Annotated in this window: 14 protein-coding genes; 8 read left to right on the top strand and 6 right to left on the bottom strand. The window is 71.0% G+C overall.

Annotated features, from left to right (window positions below; translation table 11 throughout):
- Window positions 1–80 precede the first annotated feature (80 nt).
- Window positions 81–512 (bottom strand): hypothetical protein, encoded by a 432-nt coding sequence (locus ABNF97_RS04310; protein WP_130461284.1) that lies wholly within the window; start codon window positions 510–512, stop codon window positions 81–83.
- A 194-nt stretch (window positions 513–706) separates the two neighbouring features.
- Between ABNF97_RS04310 and ABNF97_RS04305 the strand changes: the two genes are divergently transcribed.
- The gene (locus ABNF97_RS04305; protein ID WP_349337716.1) at window positions 707–1,486 is read left to right on the top strand and encodes a deoxyribonuclease IV; all 780 of its coding nucleotides are present in this window, start codon (window positions 707–709) and stop codon (window positions 1,484–1,486) included.
- Between the two features lie 13 nt (window positions 1,487–1,499).
- Complete coding sequence (locus tag ABNF97_RS04300; RefSeq protein ID WP_349337715.1) at window positions 1,500–3,755, top strand: hypothetical protein; 2,256 nt, start codon at window positions 1,500–1,502, stop codon at window positions 3,753–3,755.
- A 62-nt stretch (window positions 3,756–3,817) separates the two neighbouring features.
- Here the strand turns inward: ABNF97_RS04300 and ABNF97_RS04295 are convergent, their stop codons facing one another.
- The 3 genes from ABNF97_RS04295 to ABNF97_RS04285 all read right to left on the bottom strand — a co-directional run bounded on the left by ABNF97_RS04295 (window position 3,818) and on the right by ABNF97_RS04285 (window position 9,048).
- The gene (locus ABNF97_RS04295; RefSeq protein WP_130461281.1) at window positions 3,818–5,338 is read right to left on the bottom strand and encodes a glycosyltransferase 87 family protein; all 1,521 of its coding nucleotides are present in this window, start codon (window positions 5,336–5,338) and stop codon (window positions 3,818–3,820) included.
- Between the two features lie 171 nt (window positions 5,339–5,509).
- Complete coding sequence (locus ABNF97_RS04290) at window positions 5,510–8,380, bottom strand: transglycosylase domain-containing protein (RefSeq protein WP_502930439.1); 2,871 nt, start codon at window positions 8,378–8,380, stop codon at window positions 5,510–5,512.
- A gap of 200 nt (window positions 8,381–8,580) precedes the next feature.
- Window positions 8,581–9,048 carry a DUF5318 family protein gene (locus ABNF97_RS04285; protein WP_130461276.1) on the bottom strand — a complete coding sequence of 156 codons (468 nt, stop codon included), beginning with the start codon at window positions 9,046–9,048 and terminating at the stop codon, window positions 8,581–8,583.
- A 190-nt stretch (window positions 9,049–9,238) separates the two neighbouring features.
- On the opposite strand from ABNF97_RS04285, the gene ABNF97_RS04280 reads away from it, so the two are divergent.
- The 3 genes from ABNF97_RS04280 to ABNF97_RS04270 all read left to right on the top strand — a co-directional run bounded on the left by ABNF97_RS04280 (window position 9,239) and on the right by ABNF97_RS04270 (window position 13,241).
- Window positions 9,239–9,856, top strand: coding sequence for a helix-turn-helix transcriptional regulator (locus ABNF97_RS04280; protein WP_130465712.1), 618 nt, complete (start codon window positions 9,239–9,241; stop codon window positions 9,854–9,856).
- Window positions 9,857–9,906: 50 nt separating this feature from the next.
- Complete coding sequence (locus ABNF97_RS04275) at window positions 9,907–10,986, top strand: inositol-3-phosphate synthase (RefSeq protein WP_130461275.1); 1,080 nt, start codon at window positions 9,907–9,909, stop codon at window positions 10,984–10,986.
- A gap of 92 nt (window positions 10,987–11,078) precedes the next feature.
- Window positions 11,079–13,241: a heavy metal translocating P-type ATPase gene (locus ABNF97_RS04270; RefSeq protein WP_349337713.1), complete on the top strand. Its 2,163-nt coding sequence runs from the start codon at window positions 11,079–11,081 to the stop codon at window positions 13,239–13,241.
- Window position 13,242: 1 nt separating this feature from the next.
- Here the strand turns inward: ABNF97_RS04270 and ABNF97_RS04265 are convergent, their stop codons facing one another.
- Window positions 13,243–13,746: a methylated-DNA--[protein]-cysteine S-methyltransferase gene (locus tag ABNF97_RS04265; RefSeq protein WP_130461273.1), complete on the bottom strand. Its 504-nt coding sequence runs from the start codon at window positions 13,744–13,746 to the stop codon at window positions 13,243–13,245.
- 288 nt (window positions 13,747–14,034) lie between these two features.
- Between ABNF97_RS04265 and ABNF97_RS04260 the strand changes: the two genes are divergently transcribed.
- Window positions 14,035–14,598, top strand: a complete 564-nt coding sequence (locus tag ABNF97_RS04260; RefSeq protein ID WP_349337712.1) for a TetR/AcrR family transcriptional regulator — start codon at window positions 14,035–14,037, stop codon at window positions 14,596–14,598.
- A gap of 83 nt (window positions 14,599–14,681) precedes the next feature.
- Window positions 14,682–16,967 (top strand): MMPL family transporter, encoded by a 2,286-nt coding sequence (locus ABNF97_RS04255; RefSeq protein WP_349337711.1) that lies wholly within the window; start codon window positions 14,682–14,684, stop codon window positions 16,965–16,967.
- A 77-nt stretch (window positions 16,968–17,044) separates the two neighbouring features.
- Here the strand turns inward: ABNF97_RS04255 and ABNF97_RS04250 are convergent, their stop codons facing one another.
- Complete coding sequence (locus ABNF97_RS04250; RefSeq protein WP_349337710.1) at window positions 17,045–18,049, bottom strand: phosphotransferase family protein; 1,005 nt, start codon at window positions 18,047–18,049, stop codon at window positions 17,045–17,047.
- A gap of 243 nt (window positions 18,050–18,292) precedes the next feature.
- Between ABNF97_RS04250 and ABNF97_RS04245 the strand changes: the two genes are divergently transcribed.
- Entirely contained in the window at window positions 18,293–18,817 is a 525-nt protein-coding gene (locus ABNF97_RS04245; RefSeq protein ID WP_349337709.1) for a SigE family RNA polymerase sigma factor, read from the top strand.
- Window positions 18,818–18,855 lie beyond the last annotated feature (38 nt).

Raw genomic sequence — 18,855 nt, 5'->3', positions numbered from 1 at the left:
TTTGGGTGGGACCTGGGGAGGAACGACCACACCGATGAGTTGGATGGAAGGCGCCCCGCGGAGCCTATTGTATTGTCAGCTTACGCGATAACCATCTGTCTTGTGCGTTGAGCGAGAATTGCCCGAATCGCTCCTGCCGAGACTCCGACCACACAAACGGCGGCCACCAGCGCCAGCAGCGTGACCTGTCCGGCGGGCCGGGCCGGATCGGCCGGATCCACCGGGACGGCGGCAGCCCCGCCGGGTCGGTCGAGCGGCGGAGGGTAGCTGCCCGGCGCCGCATCCTGCGGCGCCCCGGCGCTCCGGGGGTCGGCCACGTCGGGACCACGCGGCACCGACCCCACCTCGACTCGCCCGACCGACCCGGCGGGGAAGACCCCGGCCGGCACCATCCCGGCTCTGGACGGCGGCTCCGGCACGCCGGCCGCGAAGCCGAACAGCAGCGGTGGCGCGCCCGCGAAGAGCGCGGCGACCACCGCGGTGGCTCGGCGGCGTCGGAGTGACAGGACCACGTCTTCCTCTTCCGGCACAGTTCGTGGATCGACCCGGCCCGGCCCGTACGCCGGGCGAACGGATCTCACCTGGAGAAACGATCCACTCCCCGGGCGGTGACGCGTACCGCCCCGGGGCCGCGCCGCCGAGCTGCCGGGCCGGAGAGGTGCGCCCGTCCCCGCCCGGCCGGCCGGCGCGACGTAGGCTCGCCTCCATGCGTATCGGAGCCCATGTCGACGCCACGGATCCGTTGGACGAGGCTGCCCTCCGGAAGGCGGACGCGGTCCAGTTCTTCCTCGCCGATCCGCAGAAGGACTGGAAGACACCGCGGCCACGGGCCGACGCGGCCCGGCTGCGTGATTCCGAGGTGGACCTCTATGTCCACGCGCCGTACGTCGTCAACCTCGCCACCACCAACAACCGGATCCGCATCCCCAGCCGGAAGCTGCTGCTCGGCCATGCCACCGCCGCCGCGGCGATCGGCGCCAAGGGTCTGGTCGTGCACGGTGGGCACGTGAACGCGGGCGACGACCTCGCCAGGGGATTCGACAACTGGCGCAAGGCGTTCGCCCAGGCCGCCGAGTCCGGTGGGCACGACGTTCCGGTGCTCATCGAGAACACGGCCGGCGGCGACAACGCCTGTGCCCGCCGGTTCGACAACCTGGCCCGGCTCTGGGACGCGGTGGGCGAGTACGACGTGGGCTTCTGTCTGGACACCTGTCATGCGCACGCGGGCGGTGAGGAGCTACTGAACGTCGTCGACCGGGTGCTGGCGATCACCGGCCGGATCGACCTGATCCACGCCAACGGCTCCAAGGACGCCTTCGGCTCCGGCCGGGACCGCCATGAGAACCTGACCGGCGGCACCATCGATCCGGAGCTGGTGGTGGCGGTGGTCCGGGCGGCCGGTGCGCCGGTCATCGTCGAGACCCCCGGCGGGGTCGACGGCCAGGCCGCGGACATCGCCTATCTTCGTGACCGCGTGGGCCGATAGGGGCGGGGACCCGATGTCGACGGACCAGTCCAACGCCAACGAGACAACCGGATCCGGCACGCCGACGGGCACCGATCCGGCCCCGCCCCCGGACGAGGCGGCCACGACCGGGCCGGCGGAGACCCCGGCAGCATCCGATGCGCCCACCGCCCCGGACTCCGGGGTCAGCGGCGCGCGGGCGGCAGACGGCGGCACGCGGGCGGCGTCGACCGAACCCGGAACCACCGCGATCCTGCGGTCGGCCGTACCGGACGCGGGCGACGGCTCGCCCCCCACCGGCACCCCGCCCGGGGACCCGGCGCAGCCCGACAGCGGCGGGGACCAGACCAGCAAGGACGCCGTCGCCGGGGACGGCAACGGCAAGGACGCCGAGGACGGGAAAAGCAAGAACGGCAACGGCAAGGACGCCGAGGACGGGAAAAGCAAGGACGGGAAGGACGCCGGGGACGGGAAGGGCGAGGCGGCCGGCGAAGCCGAGCCGGCGAAGCCCGCCGATCCGTTCGCCGCGTTCGCGCCAGCTCCCGAGGTGGTACCCGGACGGGTCCGGCGGATCGGTCGGGCGGTCGGTCGTCGACTGGTACACGAGTGGACCCTGGCCGGGCTCGGCGCGCTGGCCCTGGCGGTCCTGATGACCTGGCCGACACTGCGCTATCCCCGGCACACCCTGCCGCAGGACTACTGGGACCCGGCGCTACAGGCCTGGCAGGTGGCCTGGTCCGGGCACATCCTGCTGACCAAGCCGGCCCAGCTCTGGCAGAGCAATGCCTTCTTCCCGGAGACCTGGACTTTCGCCTTCTCCGACACCCTGCTCGGGTACGCCCCGGCGGGCATGATCGGGCAGGGTCCGGAGGCGGCGATCCTCCGCTACAACATCCTCTTCGTACTGGCCCACGCGCTCGCCGTGCTCGGGGCGTACGCGCTGGTGCGGCAACTCGGGGCGGGGCGGATCGGCGCCGTCGTGGCGGGGATCAGCTTCGCGTACGCGCCGTGGCTGCTCGGTCAGGCCGGTCACCTGCACGTGCTCTCCAACGGCGGCATCCCGCTCGCCCTGGCCATGCTGGCCCGGGGACACGGCTGGTCGCTGCGGCACGGCTACCGGCCCGAACGTCGACGCTCCGGCTGGGCGTTCGCCGGCTGGCTGGTCGCTGCCTGGCAGCTCAGCCTCGGATTCGGCATCGGCCTCGCCTTCGCGTACGTGATGGGTCTGATCGTGGTCGTGGTGCTGCTGAGCTGGCTGGTCCGGCGGATCCTGCGTCGGCCACGGCGGCGGTGGTTCGGGTTCCGGCTGCTGCTGGCCGACTTCTGGGGCGGCGCGATCTTCGCGGCGACGGGCGGCCTGCTGGCGATCCCGTACTTCAAGGTCGCCGAGTTGCACCCCCACGCCCGGCGTACCGCCGAGGAGCTGCACAACTACTCCCCGCCGCCGGGTGGTTTCCTCACCGCCCCGCCGGAGTCGCTGATCTGGGGCGACCTGCACGAGCCGGTCCGGGCCGGGCTGCCCGGGCTACCGGAGACCACCCTGCTGCCGGGGTACGTCCTCTTCGCGCTCGCCCTCGCCGGCCTCTTCTTCTCGATCTGGACGGTACGCCAACGCCTGCTGCTGCTGGCGGCCGTACTCGCCGGCGGGGTGCTGGCGATGGGCACCCGGTTCTTCGGCGGCACCTACACCTACCAGCCGCTCTTCGAGCATCTGCCCGGCTGGGACGGTCTGCGTACCCCGGGGCGGCTGATGATCTGGGTCACCCTGCTGCTCGGCGTCCTCGCCGCCGGCTCGGTCGGCGCGTACGCGGCGCGGGCCCGGCAGATCTCGGCCGCCGAACGGGTGCCGCCCCGGCCGGGACCGTTCCTCCGGCTGGTCACGCTGCTGCCGATCGTGCTGGTGCTGGCCGAGGGGCTCAACACCACGCCGCACCCGGTGGTACCGGTACAGCCCGCGTCGATGCGGGTCGCCAACGGCCCGATCCTGGTGCTCCCCTCGGATCAGAAGACCGACCAGCACGTGATGCTCTGGTCGACCAGCCGGTTCCAGGACATCGTCAACGGGGGCAGCGGGTTCACCCCGGAGCGGCTCGCCGAGGTACGCCAGGTCACCGCGAACTTCCCCGACCAGCCGAGCATCGACTTCCTGCGCGGCATGGGCGTGCGTACGGTGATCGTGCTCCGGGAGCGGGTGGCCGGCACTCCGTTGCAGGCCACCGTCGACCTGCCGGTCGACAGCCTGGGGATCAGCCGGGAGGACGTCGGGGAGACGGTCGTCTACCGGCTCTGATCCCGGCCGTACCCGTCGATCCCGCCCCGATGGGGTCCTGCCCGGCTCCGCCCGGGCGGGACTCAGGTGGTGGCCGGTGCCGGTTCGGCCGGCGTCGGCCGGCCAGCTCGGAGTCGGGCCAGCCACGATGCGTCCGGTGCGCCGTCGTAGACCCCGCCGTCGGGGTCGTCGAGGTAGGTGTCGCGGACGGGGTCGCCCTCGGGCCGCAGGATGTCCCGGACGACCAGTACGCAGAGCACCACCACGGTGGTCAGCCGAAGGGTGGCGGCGAGTACGAAGACCCCCTCCGGGAAGACCTGCTTGCCGCCGGCCCCGAGCAACTCGCCGTAGAACGCGACGAAGTAGCCGATCTCGGCGAACTGCCAGGCGAGGAAGGCTCCCCAGCGCGGCCGGGCCAGCACCAGCAGGGGCAACAGCCAGAGGTTGAACTGCTGCGACCACACCTTGCTGAAGATCAGGAACGCCGCGACCATCAGGAAGACCAGCGCGGCCAGCCGGGGTCGACGCTTCGCGAAGAGCGCCAGCGCGCCGATGGCGAGGAAGGCGACGGTGATCAGGGCGTACGACAGGGTGTTCAGGGTTGGGATGTTGTTGCTGAGCCACTGGAACGGCCCCTGGTCGCCGGGGCTGCCGCTGTTCCACTTGCTGTCCAGGTAGCGGCCGATGTACCAGAGGGTGCCCCAGTCGACCGCCCGCTCGCTGTTCAGGTCGAAGAACCGTCGCCAGTTGTCGAAGTAGAGGAGTGCGATCGGCAGGTTCACCGCCACGATGGTGGCGACGGCCGAACCGATCGTCACCACCATCTCCTTCACCCGCGCGGTACGCAGCCCGAGCAGGAGAAGTGGCCAGAGCACGAAGAGCGGCCAGAGTTTCGCGGAGGCGGCCAGCCCGAGCAGGATGCCGGCGGCCAGGGGTTGTCGTTTCGCCCAGGCGTACATGCCGATCGCGGCCAACCCGATGGCGAGCAGGTCCCAGTTGACGGTGGCGGTGACCAGCAGCGCCGGGGAGAGCGCGAACATCGCGGCGTCCCACGGCCGGCGGCGGCGCAACGCGAGGATCATCGCCACGGTGGCCACCGCGAGCGCGCCGAGGACCAGCGCGTTGAGGTTGTAGAACCACTGTGCCTGGTTGATATCCGGCCGGTCGACCCCGACGCTGTGCACCGGAAGGCCGAGCGCCCCCATGAAGTAGCCGGTGACCACCGGGTACTCCACCGGATGGTCCCGGTAGGGGACCTTGCCCTCGTTGAGCCCTTCGGCGTAGTAGAGGGCGAGCACGTCGGTGTAGCAGAACCGGGTGTACTGGACGTTGTTCTGCCAGGCGCCGTCCTGGCAGGGCGACTTCTGCACCCAGTGCAGAGCCAGGGTGAGGCAGGTCAGCGCGAGCACGATCCGGGCGGCGGTCCAGAACCGGCCGCTGGCCTGGGTGCCCCGGCGTTCGCTGCCGCTTGCGTGTGCGCCGACCGGGCCGCCGATGGCCTCGGAGAGCCCGCGAACGAAGCCGTCGGACCGGGACGGATGGTCGGCCTTCGGGGGGTCGACATTCTCAGGCTCGTCGATGCCAGCCGGCGACTGCGCGCTCATGACTACGCATCCTGCCGTATCCGGGCCGTCGCGACGAGCACCGAAGCCAGCCGGCAATCCGGTCGCGCCGGCCCTGCCGGTAAGCTTCGACGCCCACCTGGACCGGAGAGACGGCGGCGCCCCCGACCGGAGCTGGGGGGGGGCGCCGCCACGTGGCCCGATTTCAGGATCTCAATCCCGGGTGCCCGTCGTCGTGTTGGGCAGGGTCGCGTTTCCACCGCCACGACCGCCCCCGCCGCCGTCCGGGTCGCCACCCGGATTGTCGGGGCCGCCCGGGCCACCGGGAAGGTCCGGGAAGCCGGGGAGATCGGGGTTGTCGGGACCACCGGGTCCGGGACCACCGGTGTTCGGCGGGCAGAGGCCGTTGATTGGGAACGGGCACTGCGGCGGGTCCGGCGGCTTCACGCCGTTGCCGGCATCGCGGTCTCCGATGCCCCTGGAGTCCGGAAGCGCACTCTTCTTTTTGCCGGAGAGCGCATCGTCCATGTACTGCTTCCAGATGTCGGCGGGCAGGTTGCCACCGCTGACGTCTCCGCCACCCTCGGTCCGGATCTTCGGCTTCTTCGGGTCGTCGCTGCCGATCCAGACCGCGGTGGCCAGCTCCGGGGTGTATCCGACCATCCAGGCGTCGGCGTTGCTCTTGGTGTCGCCGTACTGCCAGGTGCCGGTCTTACCGGCCGCCTGCCGCCCACCCGCCAGGTTGGCCCCGTTGGCGCCCGGGATCTTCTTCAGCACCGAGGTGACCTCGTCGGCCACCTCGGTGCTGATCCGCTGGGCCGGCTTGAGCTGCGCGCCGCCGATCTTCCGCCAGGCGCCGGTCTCCTTGTCCTGCTGCTCGATCGTCTTGATGAAGTGGGCCCTGTTGTACTTGCCCCGGTTGGCCAGCGTGGCGAGCCCGTTGGCGTGGTCGAGCACCGTGATCGGGTACTGCCCGTACGCCACGACGTGGAAGAACGGGTGCGGCGCGACCTCCTCGGGCTTCTTCTTCGTCAGGTCGACCGGTTGCGATCCCTTGGGGTCGGTCGTCCACATCGTCCTGATCCCGGCCTGCCGCGCCATGTTGACGATCTTGTCGGGGCCGATCTTCTCGCTGATGTGGTAAAAGGGCACGTTGTACGACTTGACGGTCGACTCAATCAGCTCGCAGTACTTCTTGCAGCTGGGATTCCGGCCGGCGTTCACGATCTTGTCCTTGAAGCCCTCCGGCTTGAACGGCGTGGAATCCCAGTGCGACTCGATCGAGATGCCCTCCGCGATCGCGGCCGCCAGGGTGTAGACCTTGAACGAGGAGCCCGCCGGATGCCCGCCGGTCAGCTTGCCCCCGATGATGTTCTCCCCGGCGTAGTCGATGCCCACGCCGCTGTTGCCGCCGTAGTAGGCGCGCACCTCACCGTTCTTCGGGTCGATCGAGACCAGCGCCGCCTGCAGGTTCTTCGGCTGGCCGTGCAGCGGGGAGGTCTTCTTCTCCTGCTGGGCCGCCTTCTCCGCGGCGGCCTGCAGCTTCGGGTCGATGGTGGTCGTGATCTTGTAACCGTCGGTGGCGAGCGTGACCTCACAGTTCGGCTTGGTGCTGCCTTCCGGCACCGCCCCGTTGTGGCACAGCCCCATCTCGTCCATCTCGGCCTTGACGTAGTTGACCACGTTACCGACCGGCGTCTTCACCCCGACCGAAGCGCTGGCGTCCTTCGGCTTCAACACCTTGGGGTACTCGGTGGGACGCTTGGCAGGGTCCAACCACTTCTTCTCGACCATGCCGTCGAGCACGTAGTTCCACCGGGCTTCGGCCGCCTCCCGGTTCTGCGCCGGGTCGAAGCCCTTCACCCCGGTCTGCGGGTCGTTGACCGGCTGCTTGATCATCCCGGCCAGCACCGCCGCCTCGCCGACGTCGAGCTTCTCGGCGGACTTGCCGAAGAACGTCACCGCCGCCATCTCGATGCCGTACGCGCCCCGGCCGAAGTAGATGGTGTTGAGGTAGTGCTGCATGATCTCGTCCTTGTCGAACTCGTCGTTCAACCGGGAGGCGAGGATCGCTTCCTTCAGCTTGCGCTGGTAGCTGTCGTCGGCCAGGTTCTGGTAGGCGTTCCGGGCGTACTGCTGGGTGATGGTGGACGCACCCTGCTTGGTGCCGCCGGTGAAGTTGTTCCACGCGGCACGGGCGATGCCGACGTAGTCCACCCCGTCGTGCTCGTAGAACTTCCGGTCCTCGGCCGCCGCCACCGCCCACTGCACGTGTTGCGGGATCTTCGCCAGCGGCACGATGGTCCTGGCCTGCTGCCCGAGGGTGACCAGCTTCTTACCGTCCTTGGAGAGGATCGTGGTGCCGACCGGCAGCGGGATCTGGTCCGGCATCACCACGTTTGTCGAGTAGTAGGTGATCCCCACCACCCCACCGCCGGTCAGCATGATGAACACGGCGAACGCCGCGATGACCAGGTTCATCCGCTTGCGCCTCTTGGCCCGCTTCAGCGCCGCCTCGTCGAGCTGGCCGCGCCGGCCGCGCCGGCCACCGGACCGACCGGAGTCGCTCGGCTCGTCGGGCCCGCCCGGACCGGCCGGCGAAACGGGCACGACGGCCCGACCGACCCTCGCCCGGCCGCCCACGGCCCCGGCACCGCCGCCGCTCACCGAGGCGGTGCCCACGCTCGCGCGACCGGTGGAGGCGCGACCGGCGCCGTAGTCCCCGCCGGCGCCGTAGTCCCCGCCCGAGCCGGGAACCGACGCACTGCCACCAACCCGCGCCCGGCCCGCAGAGGCCGAGCCGACCGAGGCCGAACCCGAGGCAGGCGAGACCGGAGCCGCCCAGCCGCCGCCGACCGAGGCGCGCCCCGGCGGGGTCGCGCGGCCGGACGAGGCACGGCCGCCACCACTCGCCGCGCCCGACGCGCCGTTGGCCGGCCAGCCCCCCCGGTCGCCGCCCGCCGGGCGGTCATCAGCGCCGTCTCGTGTGCGCCGGGATGGATCGTCCGCTGCTCCGTGGTCGCCGTTCGCGCCGGGGAACTGGGCCCGACCGCGCGCGGAACTAGGATCGCCGTACGAGTTCATTCGTCACACCCTGCCGGTCGCGGTGATGGCCATGCGCGCCACCACCGGGTTGCCGTGAGTTGGAACACGCTTCACCCGGACGCGGACATGCCCGTCTACGGATGGCGCGATAAAGGAAAAAACCGGACTTATCCGGTTTACGAGATAAGACTCGTCCCGCCGGCGGGGAGAAATCCCTGGGGCCGGGGTACGAGTCGCGGTCACCGGCGTGCCTCGCGCCTTCGTCTGACCGAGTGGCCCGTCGACACGGCCGCGGCCCCACCCGCGGCCGACTCGGCAGCGCCCAGGCTGTCGTCACCGGAGACACCGTCCCGGCCGAGCAGGAACTGCTCGACGAGATGGTTCCAGTCGCAGCCGCGACACACCTCCACCACGTACACCTGGAACTCACGCAGGGTCATCGCCAGCACCGACAACTCCGCTCGGGTGCGGGCCTGGCCGGCCGACTGCTTGAGTTCATCGCCATAAATGTAGTGGACGTGGGTCAGATTCTCCCGGCGGCAGACCGGACAGAGTGTCTCGGTCGGTTCGCCGTGGAACCGGGCAGCGTTCTTGAGGTACGGCGAGGCGTCGCACACGTCGTACGTCGCCACCCGGCCCGAATGCACCTCACGCAGCACCGCTCGCTTCTGCAGCGAGTAGTCGACGACCTGGCGCTGGGAACGCATGGGCAGAAGAGTACTGCGTCCGGCCGGACGAGGCGACCACCGTCACTGACTGTAATTGGACCCGTGCCGTACGGGGGGTTTGCCTCGCCGCCCCGGAGGGTCTACGGTGCGATGTATCGGGCCGATACATCGGGCCGGTGAACGGCTCCCAACGGCGGGAAGCCATCGGGTCCGACGGAGAGGGGTGCTCGTGTTCGAGCTCGCCATCCTCGGTCTCCTACAGGAGTCCCCGATGCACGGCTACGAGCTCCGCAAGGAACTCACCGCCAAGCTCGGGGCGATCCGGGCGGCGATCAGCTACGGCTCGCTCTATCCGACCCTGCGTCGGTTGCAGGCGGCCGGCTGGATCACCGAGGCGGCCGAGACACCGGCCAGCGCGGAGGAGATCCCGGCGCTGACCAGCCGTCGAGGACGGGTCGTCTACAAAATCACCGCGGAGGGCAAGGAACGGTTCGCCGAGCTGATCGCCCAGACCGGTCCAGAGAGTTACGAGGACACCGGGTTCGGAGTGCACTTCGCATTCTTCGCCCGTACCGACCGAGCGACCCGACTCCGGATCCTGGAGGGCCGGCGCCGCAAGGTGGAGGAGCGTCGCGAGGGCCTGCGCGACGTGTTGAGCCGAGCGGCCGAACGGCTCGACGCGTACACGCTCGAACTTCAGCGACACGGCCTCGACGCCTGTGAGCGCGAGGTCCGCTGGTTGGAGGAGCTCATCGCCAACGAGCGCTCCGGCCGGACCCCGGATGGGTCCACCCCGGGCACCGCCCCGGGTTCGTCAACAGAGAACATCCCGCCTCCGCCTGGGTAGTCCAGGAATGAGTCGGAGCGGCCGTGATGAACACAAAGGAGGCAAACGCGATGGGCTCCGTCCGCGTCGCCATCGTCGGTGTGGGTAACTGCGCCTCGTCCCTGGTCCAGGGCGTCGAGTACTACCGCAATGCCGACCCGGGCGACCGCGTCCCGGGTCTCATGCACGTAACCTTCGGCGACTACCACGTCTCGGACGTGGAGTTCGTCGCGGCGTTCGACGTCGACGCCAAGAAGGTGGGCATGGACCTCGCGGAAGCGATCGTCGCCAGCGAGAACAACACCATCAAGCTCTGCGACGTACCGCCGACCGGCGTGCTCGTACAGCGCGGCCCGACCCTGGACGGGCTGGGCCAGTACTACCGGGAGATCGTCGAGGAGTCCGACCGCGAGCCGGCCGACGTCGTCGCGGCGCTGCGCGAGGCCCGGGTCGACGTGGTGGTCTGCTACCTGCCGGTGGGCTCCGAGGAGGCCGCGAAGTTCTACGCCACCGCGGCGATCGAGGCGGGCTGCGCCTTCGTGAACGCGCTGCCGGTCTTCATCGCCTCCGACCCGGCCTGGGCGCAGAAGTTCACCGACGCCGGGCTGCCGATCGTCGGCGACGACATCAAGAGCCAGGTCGGCGCGACCATCGTGCACCGGGCGCTGGCCAAGCTCTTCGAGGACCGGGGTGTCGAGCTGCTCCGCACGTACCAGCTCAACTTCGGCGGCAACATGGACTTCATGAACATGCTGGAGCGCAGCCGCCTGGTCTCGAAGAAGATCTCCAAGACCCAGTCGGTGACCTCCCAGATCCCGCACGAGATCAACAAGGGCGACGTGCACATCGGGCCGTCGGACCACGTGCCGTGGCTGGACGACCGCAAGTGGGCGTACATCCGGCTGGAGGGGCGCTCCTTCGGCGACGTCCCGCTGAACGCCGAACTCAAGCTCGAGGTCTGGGACTCGCCCAACTCGGCCGGCGTCATCATCGACGCGGTCCGGGCCGCGAAGATCGCCCTCGACCGGGGCGTCGGCGGTCCGATCCTCTCGGCGTCGAGCTACTTCATGAAGTCGCCGCCGGAGCAGTACGCCGACCACGAGGCCCACCAGGCCGTCGAGGACTTCATCGCCGGCACGATCGAACGCTGACAGCGGAACGCGGCGAGCGGGGGCGGATCGGAAACGGTCCGTCCCCGCTGCTGCTCTCCGGTACGCTTTCCTCCCCGAGGGGGTGACCGGTCGTGCACCACGACCACCAGTCCGGGCACGACGAGCACGCCGAGGACGATGGACAGGCCGGGCACGGCGGGCACGGCGGGCACGACAAACATGCCGGGCACGATCCGGAGGCGTTCCGCCGGAAGTTCTGGCTGAGCCTGGCGCTGACCGTACCGATCGTGCTGACCAGCCACATGGTGATGGACTGGTTCGGCTACTCGCTCGACTTTCCCGGCATGTCCCTGGTCGGGCCGGTACTCGGCTCGGTGGTCCTCATCTACGGCGGCTGGCCGTTCCTGGTCGGCGGGCTCCACGAGCTGCGCGACCGTACGCCGGGGATGATGCTGCTGATCGCGATGGCGATCACCGTCGCGTACGTCGCCTCGCTCGCCACCAGCCTGGGTGCGTTCGATCTCGACTTCTGGTGGGAGCTGGCCGCACTTGTCACCATCATGCTGCTCGGGCACTGGCAGGAGATGAAGGCGATCGGCCAGGCCCGGGGTGCGCTCGCCGCACTCGCCGCGCTGCTGCCGGACGAGGCCGAACGGGTCGAGGCCGGCGGCGGCGTACGCCCGGTGCCGCTGGCCGAGCTGCGCGTCGGCGACGTGGTGCTGGTCCGCCCCGGCGCCCGGGTACCGGCCGACGGCCGGGTCGCCGACGGCACCGCCGAGGTGGACGAGTCGATGATCACCGGTGAGTCCCGCCCGGTCTCCCGTACCGTCGACGACCGGGTGGTGGCCGGCACCGTGGCGACCGACTCCGCGATCCGGGTCCGGGTCGACGCCGTGGGCGAGGACACCGCGCTTGCCGGCATCCAGCGGCTGGTGGCCCAGGCGCAACAGTCCAGCGGTCGCGCCCAGGTGCTCGCCGACCGCTTCGCCGCCTGGCTGTTCTACATCGCCGCCGCCACGGCCGCGGTCACCTTCGTGGTGTGGTCCGCGCTGGGCGACGTCGACGAGGCGGTGGTGCGTACCGTCACGGTGCTGGTGATCGCCTGCCCGCACGCGCTCGGGCTGGCCATCCCGCTGGTGATCGCGCTCTCCACCGCCGTGGCAGCCAAGGCCGGCATCCTGGTCAAGGATCGCTTGGCGCTGGAACGGATGCGCACCGTCGACACCGTGCTGTTCGACAAGACCGGCACCCTGACCCGGGGCGCCCACGCCGTCACCGCCCTCGCCGCCGACCCGGCCCTCGCCGCCGACCCGGCCCTCGCCGCCGACCCCCGCCTCGCCGCGAAGACAGCCGGCGACGGGGCAGCTGGCGCGGCAACAGCCGGCGCTGACGACGAGGTGCTGCGGCTCTCCGCCGCGGTCGAGGCGGACAGCGAACATCCGCTCGCCCGGGCCATCGTCGCCGCCGCCGAGCGGGGCGGCGTGCCGACCTCCACCGGCTTCCGGTCGCTGGCCGGCCGGGGCGTGCTGGCCACCGTCGACGGGCAGGACTTCGCGGTCGGCGGTCCGGCGCTGCTGCGCGAGCTGGCCGCCCGGCCCGGCGCCGAACTCGGCGGGGTGACCGCGGACTGGTCGGCGCGCGGCGCCTCGGTGCTCTACCTGGTACGCCTCGACGACGCCGGCCCACGCGTGCTCGGTGCGCTGGCGCTGGAGGACGAGGTACGCCCGGAGGCCGCCGAGGCGCTCGCCGAACTACGGGCCGAGGGGGTACGCCGGATCGCCATGATCACTGGTGACGCTCGGCCGGTCGCCGAGTCGGTCGCCGGAAAGCTCGGTTTCCGACCGGGGGTGGACGAGGTCTTCGCCGAGGTGCTCCCGGCGGACAAGGACGACAAGGTGACCGACCTCCAGCGCCGGGGCGCGACGGTGGCGATGGTCGGTGACGGGGTCAACGACGCCCCGGCACTGGCTCGGGCCAACGTCGGCATCGCGATCGGCGCCGGTACCGACGTGGCGATCGAGTCGGCCGGGGTGGTGCTCGCCTCGTCCGACCCGCGCGGGGTCACCGGGGTCATCCGGCTGTCCCGGGCCTCGTACCGGAAGATGATCCAGAACCTGGCCTGGGCCGCCGGCTACAACGTGGTGGCGCTGCCGCTCGCCGCCGGGGTGTTCGCCTGGGCCGGGATCGCGCTGAGTCCCGCGGTCGCCGCCGTCCTGATGTCCGGCTCCACCATCGTGGTGGCGTTGAACGCCCAACTCCTCCGCCGGGTCCGGCTGGCCCCGCCGGCAGGGTGAGTCAGCCCCAGGCGCGCTCGAAGGCGACCCGGGCCTCCAGTTCGAGCAACCGGCGTTTCCGGGGCAGGCCGCCGCCGAAGCCGACCAACTTGCCCCCGGCGCCGACGATCCGGTGACAGGGAACGATCACCGGGATCGGGTTGCGGTTGCAGGCCACCCCCACCGCTCGGGCGGCGCCGGAGTCGCCGACCGCCGCCGCCACCTCACCGTAGGTGCGCGTCTCGCCGTAAGGGATCTTCGACATCTCGGTCCAGACCGCCCGCTCGAACTCCGAGCCCCGGGGTACCGAGAGCGGCACCGCGAACTCCGTCAACTCCCCGGCGAAGTACGCCCGCAGTTCCCCGACCGCCACCGCCAGCCTCGGGTGATCGGGGTCGGAGTCCACGTCGAGGGCCGCGGCCGGAGCCGCCGTCTCCACCGGGCCGAAGCGCACGCCGCACACCCCGACGTCGTCGATCCCGACCGAGAGTTCGCCGATCGGGGAGTCGAGCACGGTCCAGCGCATCCCGCCATTCTGCCCAGCCCACCGACCGGCCGCACGCGCCGCTGCCTTGGCGGCGCCGTGCACGACCCGGCCACCGGCGCGCGGTAGGTAACCAGCGCCACCCCTCGGGGCACACGCCCTCGCTCACCTGGACAGCAGAGGCGTTACCGACGGTCGGTAACGCCTCTGCTGTCCAGCCCCGGTCGGCCCGCAGCCAAGTCCTTCCCGTAATGCGGCTCACATTCTGACCGATCGGTTAGTTACTGACCGATCGGTCAAGGCACGCTGAAGCGCGGAGGTGAGAGCGCGATGACACGCGGCAGGACCCGCACCGAGATCCTGGCTGTGGCGGCCAAGCGGTTCGCGCAGGCCGGGTTCAAGGGCACGTCCCTGCACGACATCGCGGTCGAGGTCGGCTGCTCGAAGGCCACCCTGCTCTACCACTTCGACAGCAAGGAGGCGATCCTCCTCGCCCTGGTCGCCCCGGCAGCCCGCGAGCTGGTCGAGCTCGACGCGCAACTCGACGGGCTGGATGCCGACGCCGCGCGGGAAGCCGCCATCGACGGCTTCGTCGACCTGGTGGTGACATACCGGCGGGAGGTCGCGCTCATCTACCACGACCTGCCGTACCTGCTCGAGCATCCGGCCTTCGCCGGCCTGCAACCGGCGACCGCCCGGCTGATCGCGGCCTTCGCCGGCCGATCGGCCGATCCGGCCGACGAGATCGCCGCACAGGTGCTGCTCGCTGGGATCTCCGCGATCGTCATCGACCGACCCGACGACGACGCCGTCGAACTCCGCTCCGCGCTGGTCCGGGTCGCCCGCCGCGCACTCCATCCGGCACCCGCGGCAAGCCCCGCCAACCGCAGCTGATCGCCGTTGCCGGCCACATCGCACGGGCACCGACCGCCACACCGGCAAGACACCCCGATCCGACGACCAAGGAAGCGACCAACATGGCGACATTGCTCTACCGACTCGGCCGGGCCTCGTTCCGGCGCCGCCGGCTCGTGGTGGTCCTCTGGCTCGTCCTGCTGGCCGCGCTCGGCGGGGCAGCGCTGGCGTTCATGGGCCCGACATCGACCAACTTCTCCATCCCCGGCACCGAGTCGCAGCGGGCGATCGACGCGCTGAAGCGGGAGTTCCCGGAGGCGAGCGGCGCGACCGGCACCATCGTGGTCGCCGCACCCGAGGGCCAGCAGCTCGGTACGCCGGACCGCCAGGTGGCAGTGGCCGAGCTGGTGCGCGAGGCCGGCACCCTGCCCGGCGTGGTCGGCGCGCTCGACCCCTTCACCACCGGGGCGCTCTCGCAGGACGGCCGGCACGCTCTCGTACAGGTGCAGTTCGCCGAGCAGGCCGACAAGGTCACCGATGCGCAGCGCGAGGCGTACGAGCAGACCGGCTCGGCGGCGACGGCCGCCGGGTTACGGGTCGAACACGGCGGTGAGGTGATGTCCAGCGTGCCCGAGGTGGGCAGCACCGAGGGAATCGGCGTACTCATCGCGCTGGTCGTACTGGTCGTGACGCTGGGTTCACTGGTCGCCGCCGGGATGACGATGCTCAACGCGCTGATCGGGGTCGCGGCCGGAATGGCCGGCCTGTACGCGCTCAGCAGCATCGTCGAGCTGACCAGTACCGCCCCGATCCTCGCCCTGATGCTCGGCCTCGCGGTCGGGATCGACTACTCGCTCTTCATCACCTCGCGATACCGGCAGAACCTGCTGGAAGGGCTGGAGCCGGAGGAGGCGGCCGGACGGGCGATCGGCACCGCCGGCTCGGCGGTGCTCTTCGCGGGGATCACCGTCGTGATCGCGCTCGCCGGGCTGGCCGTGGTCAACATCCCGTTCCTGACGATCATGGGACTTGCCGCCGCCGGAACCGTCGCGGTCGCCGTACTCGTGGCGTTGACGTTGCTGCCCGCGCTGCTCGGCTTCGCCGGCCGGCGCATCCTGCCGCGCCGGCTGCGGCACACCGCCACCGGCACGGCACCGGCCGCCGATGCCGGCTCGGCAGCCGGTAGCGAGGCGGCGATCCGTAGCGGGTCGGCAGCCGGCAGCGGGTCGGCAGCCGGGCGCGAGGCGGCAGCCGGCAGCGAGGCGTTCGGATTCCGCTGGGCGCGGCTGGTCATCCGGCTGCGGGTACCGCTGATCCTGGTGGCCGTGCTCGGGCTCGGCGCGCTCGCGTTGCCGGCCGCCGACATGCGGGTCGCGCTGCCGGACCACGGCACCAGCCCGCACGGTACGCCGGAGCGCGAGGCCGCGGACCTGATCACCGAGGGTTTCGGTCCCGGGTTCAACAACCGGCTGGCCCTGGTGGTCTCCAGCGACTCACCGGAACGGACCGGCACGGCCGCCCAGCAGGTCACCGCCATGTTGCAGGGCACCGAGAACCTGCTCGCGGTCAGCCCGCCCAACCTGAGCCGGGACCGGCTGACCGCCCTGCTGGCGGTGATCCCGACGACCGGCCCGACCGATCCGGCGACCGAGACGCTGGTGCAGCAGATCCGGGAGAAGGTCGGCCCGATCGATCGGCTCGCCGACACCGACGTGGCGCTGACCGGCCAGACGGCGGTCGGGATCGACGTCTCGAAGAAGCTCGCCGACGCGATGCCGTGGTACCTGCTGCTCGTGGTGGGCCTGTCGGTACTGCTGCTGATGCTGGTGTTCCGGTCGCTGCTGGTACCGCTGAAGGCGGCGTTGGGTTTCCTGCTCACCGTCGGAGCCACGTTCGGGCTCACCGTGCTGGTCTTCCAGCAGGGTCACCTCAGTGAGCTGGTCGGGCTGGACACCCCGGGTCCGCTGGTCAGCTTCCTGCCGATCCTGCTGATCGGCATCCTGTTCGGCCTGGCCATGGACTACGAGGTGTTCCTGGTATCCCGGATGCGGGAGGACTTCGTGCACGGCGACACCCCGACCCAGGCCACCATCAACGGCATGGGACACGGTGCCCGGGTGGTCACCGCCGCCGCACTGATCATGACATCGGTCTTCGCCGGCTTCGTACTGCTCGACGACCCGGTGATCAAGTCGATGGGCTTCGCCCTCGCCGTCGGGGTCGCGATCGACGCGTTCGTGGTCCGGATGACGATCGTGCCGGCGGTGATCTCACTGCTCGGCCGGGGCGCCTGGTGGCTGCCGGGCTGGCTGGCGAAGCTGCTGCCGAACGTCGACATCGAGGGTGAACGCCTGCGTCGGCACCTGACCACCGACACCGAGCCCGAGCGACTCCCCGCCGGAGTCTGAGCACCGCCCGAGCGTGGGCTGTCACTGCCCCTGGAGGGGCAGTGACAGCCCACGCTCTCGTGCTGCCCGTTCCCGCGCTACGCGGTGAAGGACAGTGCGCGGTCGGTGTGGTACGCGGCGATATCCAGCATGAAGGTCCGGTCGGGAAAGTCACCGTCGAGCAGCCGCAGCGGGCCGGCGACCAGCGACAGGTGCTGGGCGAGTTGGTAGAACCGCATCCGCCGCTCGTCGAGGCCCTCGGTGGCCAGCGCATCGTAGTGCGCGCCGAAGCGCAGCCGCAGGAAGACGTGTTCCCACTCGACGTCGAAGAACATCAGCCCCTCGATGTCGATCAGCACCGGCTCACCGTCGGCGTTGACCAGTACGTGGTCCGGGCCGAGTTCTCCGTGCACCAGCCGGTACGTCGTCCGGGGTCGTGTCTCGTCGGCCAGGCCGTGCAGCAGCTCGGCCAGCCGTACCCGATCCCGGGCGATCCGGTCGTCCCGACCGGCGGCCTCGGCGAGGTCCGCCAGCGCCCGGTTCCGAACCGTCTCCACCGGCGAGGCTCCCCCCGCTGGCGACGACCCCGCCGACCGGGCCAGGGTGGCCAGCCTGCCGATCCGGGTGTCCTGACGGGCGTGCATCGCCGTCAGCGCCTCGGCCAGCCGGGCCATCGTGTCGGCCGTCGCCGCCGGCTCGGCCGCCAACCGCTGCTCCAGGTTCGGCCCCGGCACGTCCTGCACCAGCGCGACGTCGGCCGGACAACGGCTCCGGCTCCGGTCGAGTAGGAGGATCTCCGGCGTACGGACGCCGGCCGCCACGAGTGCCGCGTTGGCCGCCTCGAACAGTTCACTGTCGGATGCGTCCGCCAGCACGTCGCCCGATGGAGCGTCGGCGGGGACGGCGGGCCGGTCGGGCCAGTAGTTCTCCCCCGGACTCCAGACGTACGCCACCACCGTGCAGCGGTCATCGAGGGTGAGCCGGTATACGCCCTTCTTCGTACCGCCGCGCAGCCGGGTCAGCTCTTCAATCCTGCGGTCGGCGCCGAGACCGGCCCGGACCACGGCAGCCAACTGCTCCCGGTCGGCGGATCGCCGAGCCATCGCTCCCCCTGTCCCGTCCCACCGGGCGGGCCGGTCTGCCTCGGCAGCCTCCGCCGGTCGGATCGGGACGGAACGATACCCCGGTGTGACGGCTCCGCCCATGACGGCTCCGACGAACCGCCCGGCGCCGGCCCTGTCCGCCGCCGCTGACCAGGCTCCCGGCGAACCTCCAGATGAACCTCCCGACGAACCTCCGGGCAAACTTTTCCCGGTCCCCGGCGTCTGAGGGGTGGGAGGTGTGTCGTGGGTCGGGCGTCGGAGCGGGAGTTCACCGCGTTCGTGCACGAGCGGGGCGATGTGCTGCTCCGGGTCGCCCAGGCGCTCGCCGGTGATCGCTATGCCGCCGAGGACCTGTTGCAGAACGCGCTGGCGAAGGCGTACGCCCGGTGGCCCCGGATTCGGGGCGACGCGGAGCCGTACGTACGACAGATCCTGTACCACGACCAGGTCTCGGCCTGGCGGCGGCGGGGCCGGCGGGCCGAGGTGCCGCACGCCGAGGTGCCCGAACCGGCGGCCACCGCGACCCAGCACGACCACGACACGGCGGTCCGGATGATGCTCCGAGACGCGCTGATGATGCTGCCGCCCCGGCAGCGGGCGGTACTCGTGCTGCGTTACCTGGAGGACCAGACCGTGGAGCAGACCGCCGCCGCGCTCGGCTGCCGCCCCGGCACGGTGGCCAGCCAGGCGTCCCGGGCGCTGAGCAAGCTCCGGGAACTGGTGCCGGAGTTCGCCGAGCTGACCGAACGGACGGAGGCACTGCGATGAACGAGGGCGCGGAGGCACTGCGATGAACGAGGGCGCGG

This window comes from Plantactinospora sp. B6F1 (assembly GCF_040120695.1).
Taxonomy (GTDB): Bacteria; Actinomycetota; Actinomycetes; order Mycobacteriales; family Micromonosporaceae; genus Plantactinospora.
This window is presented reverse-complemented; position numbering and strand designations above follow the sequence as displayed.

Bases quoted from the DNA above. Each gene is read 5' to 3' on its own strand.
- ABNF97_RS04305 (WP_349337716.1), top strand. From the start codon at position 707: ATGCGTATCGGAGCCCATGTCGACGCCACGGATCCGTTGGACGAGGCT.
- ABNF97_RS04300 (WP_349337715.1), top strand. From the start codon at position 1,500: ATGTCGACGGACCAGTCCAACGCCAACGAGACAACCGGATCCGGCACG.
- ABNF97_RS04295 (WP_130461281.1), bottom strand. From the start codon at position 5,338: ATGAGCGCGCAGTCGCCGGCTGGCATCGACGAGCCTGAGAATGTCGAC.
- ABNF97_RS04290 (WP_502930439.1), bottom strand. From the start codon at position 8,380: ATGAACTCGTACGGCGATCCTAGTTCCGCGCGCGGTCGGGCCCAGTTC.
- ABNF97_RS04285 (WP_130461276.1), bottom strand. From the start codon at position 9,048: ATGCGTTCCCAGCGCCAGGTCGTCGACTACTCGCTGCAGAAGCGAGCG.
- ABNF97_RS04275 (WP_130461275.1), top strand. From the start codon at position 9,907: ATGGGCTCCGTCCGCGTCGCCATCGTCGGTGTGGGTAACTGCGCCTCG.
- ABNF97_RS04265 (WP_130461273.1), bottom strand. From the start codon at position 13,746: ATGCGCTGGACCGTGCTCGACTCCCCGATCGGCGAACTCTCGGTCGGG.
- ABNF97_RS04260 (WP_349337712.1), top strand. From the start codon at position 14,035: ATGACACGCGGCAGGACCCGCACCGAGATCCTGGCTGTGGCGGCCAAG.
- ABNF97_RS04255 (WP_349337711.1), top strand. From the start codon at position 14,682: ATGGCGACATTGCTCTACCGACTCGGCCGGGCCTCGTTCCGGCGCCGC.
- ABNF97_RS04250 (WP_349337710.1), bottom strand. From the start codon at position 18,049: ATGGCTCGGCGATCCGCCGACCGGGAGCAGTTGGCTGCCGTGGTCCGG.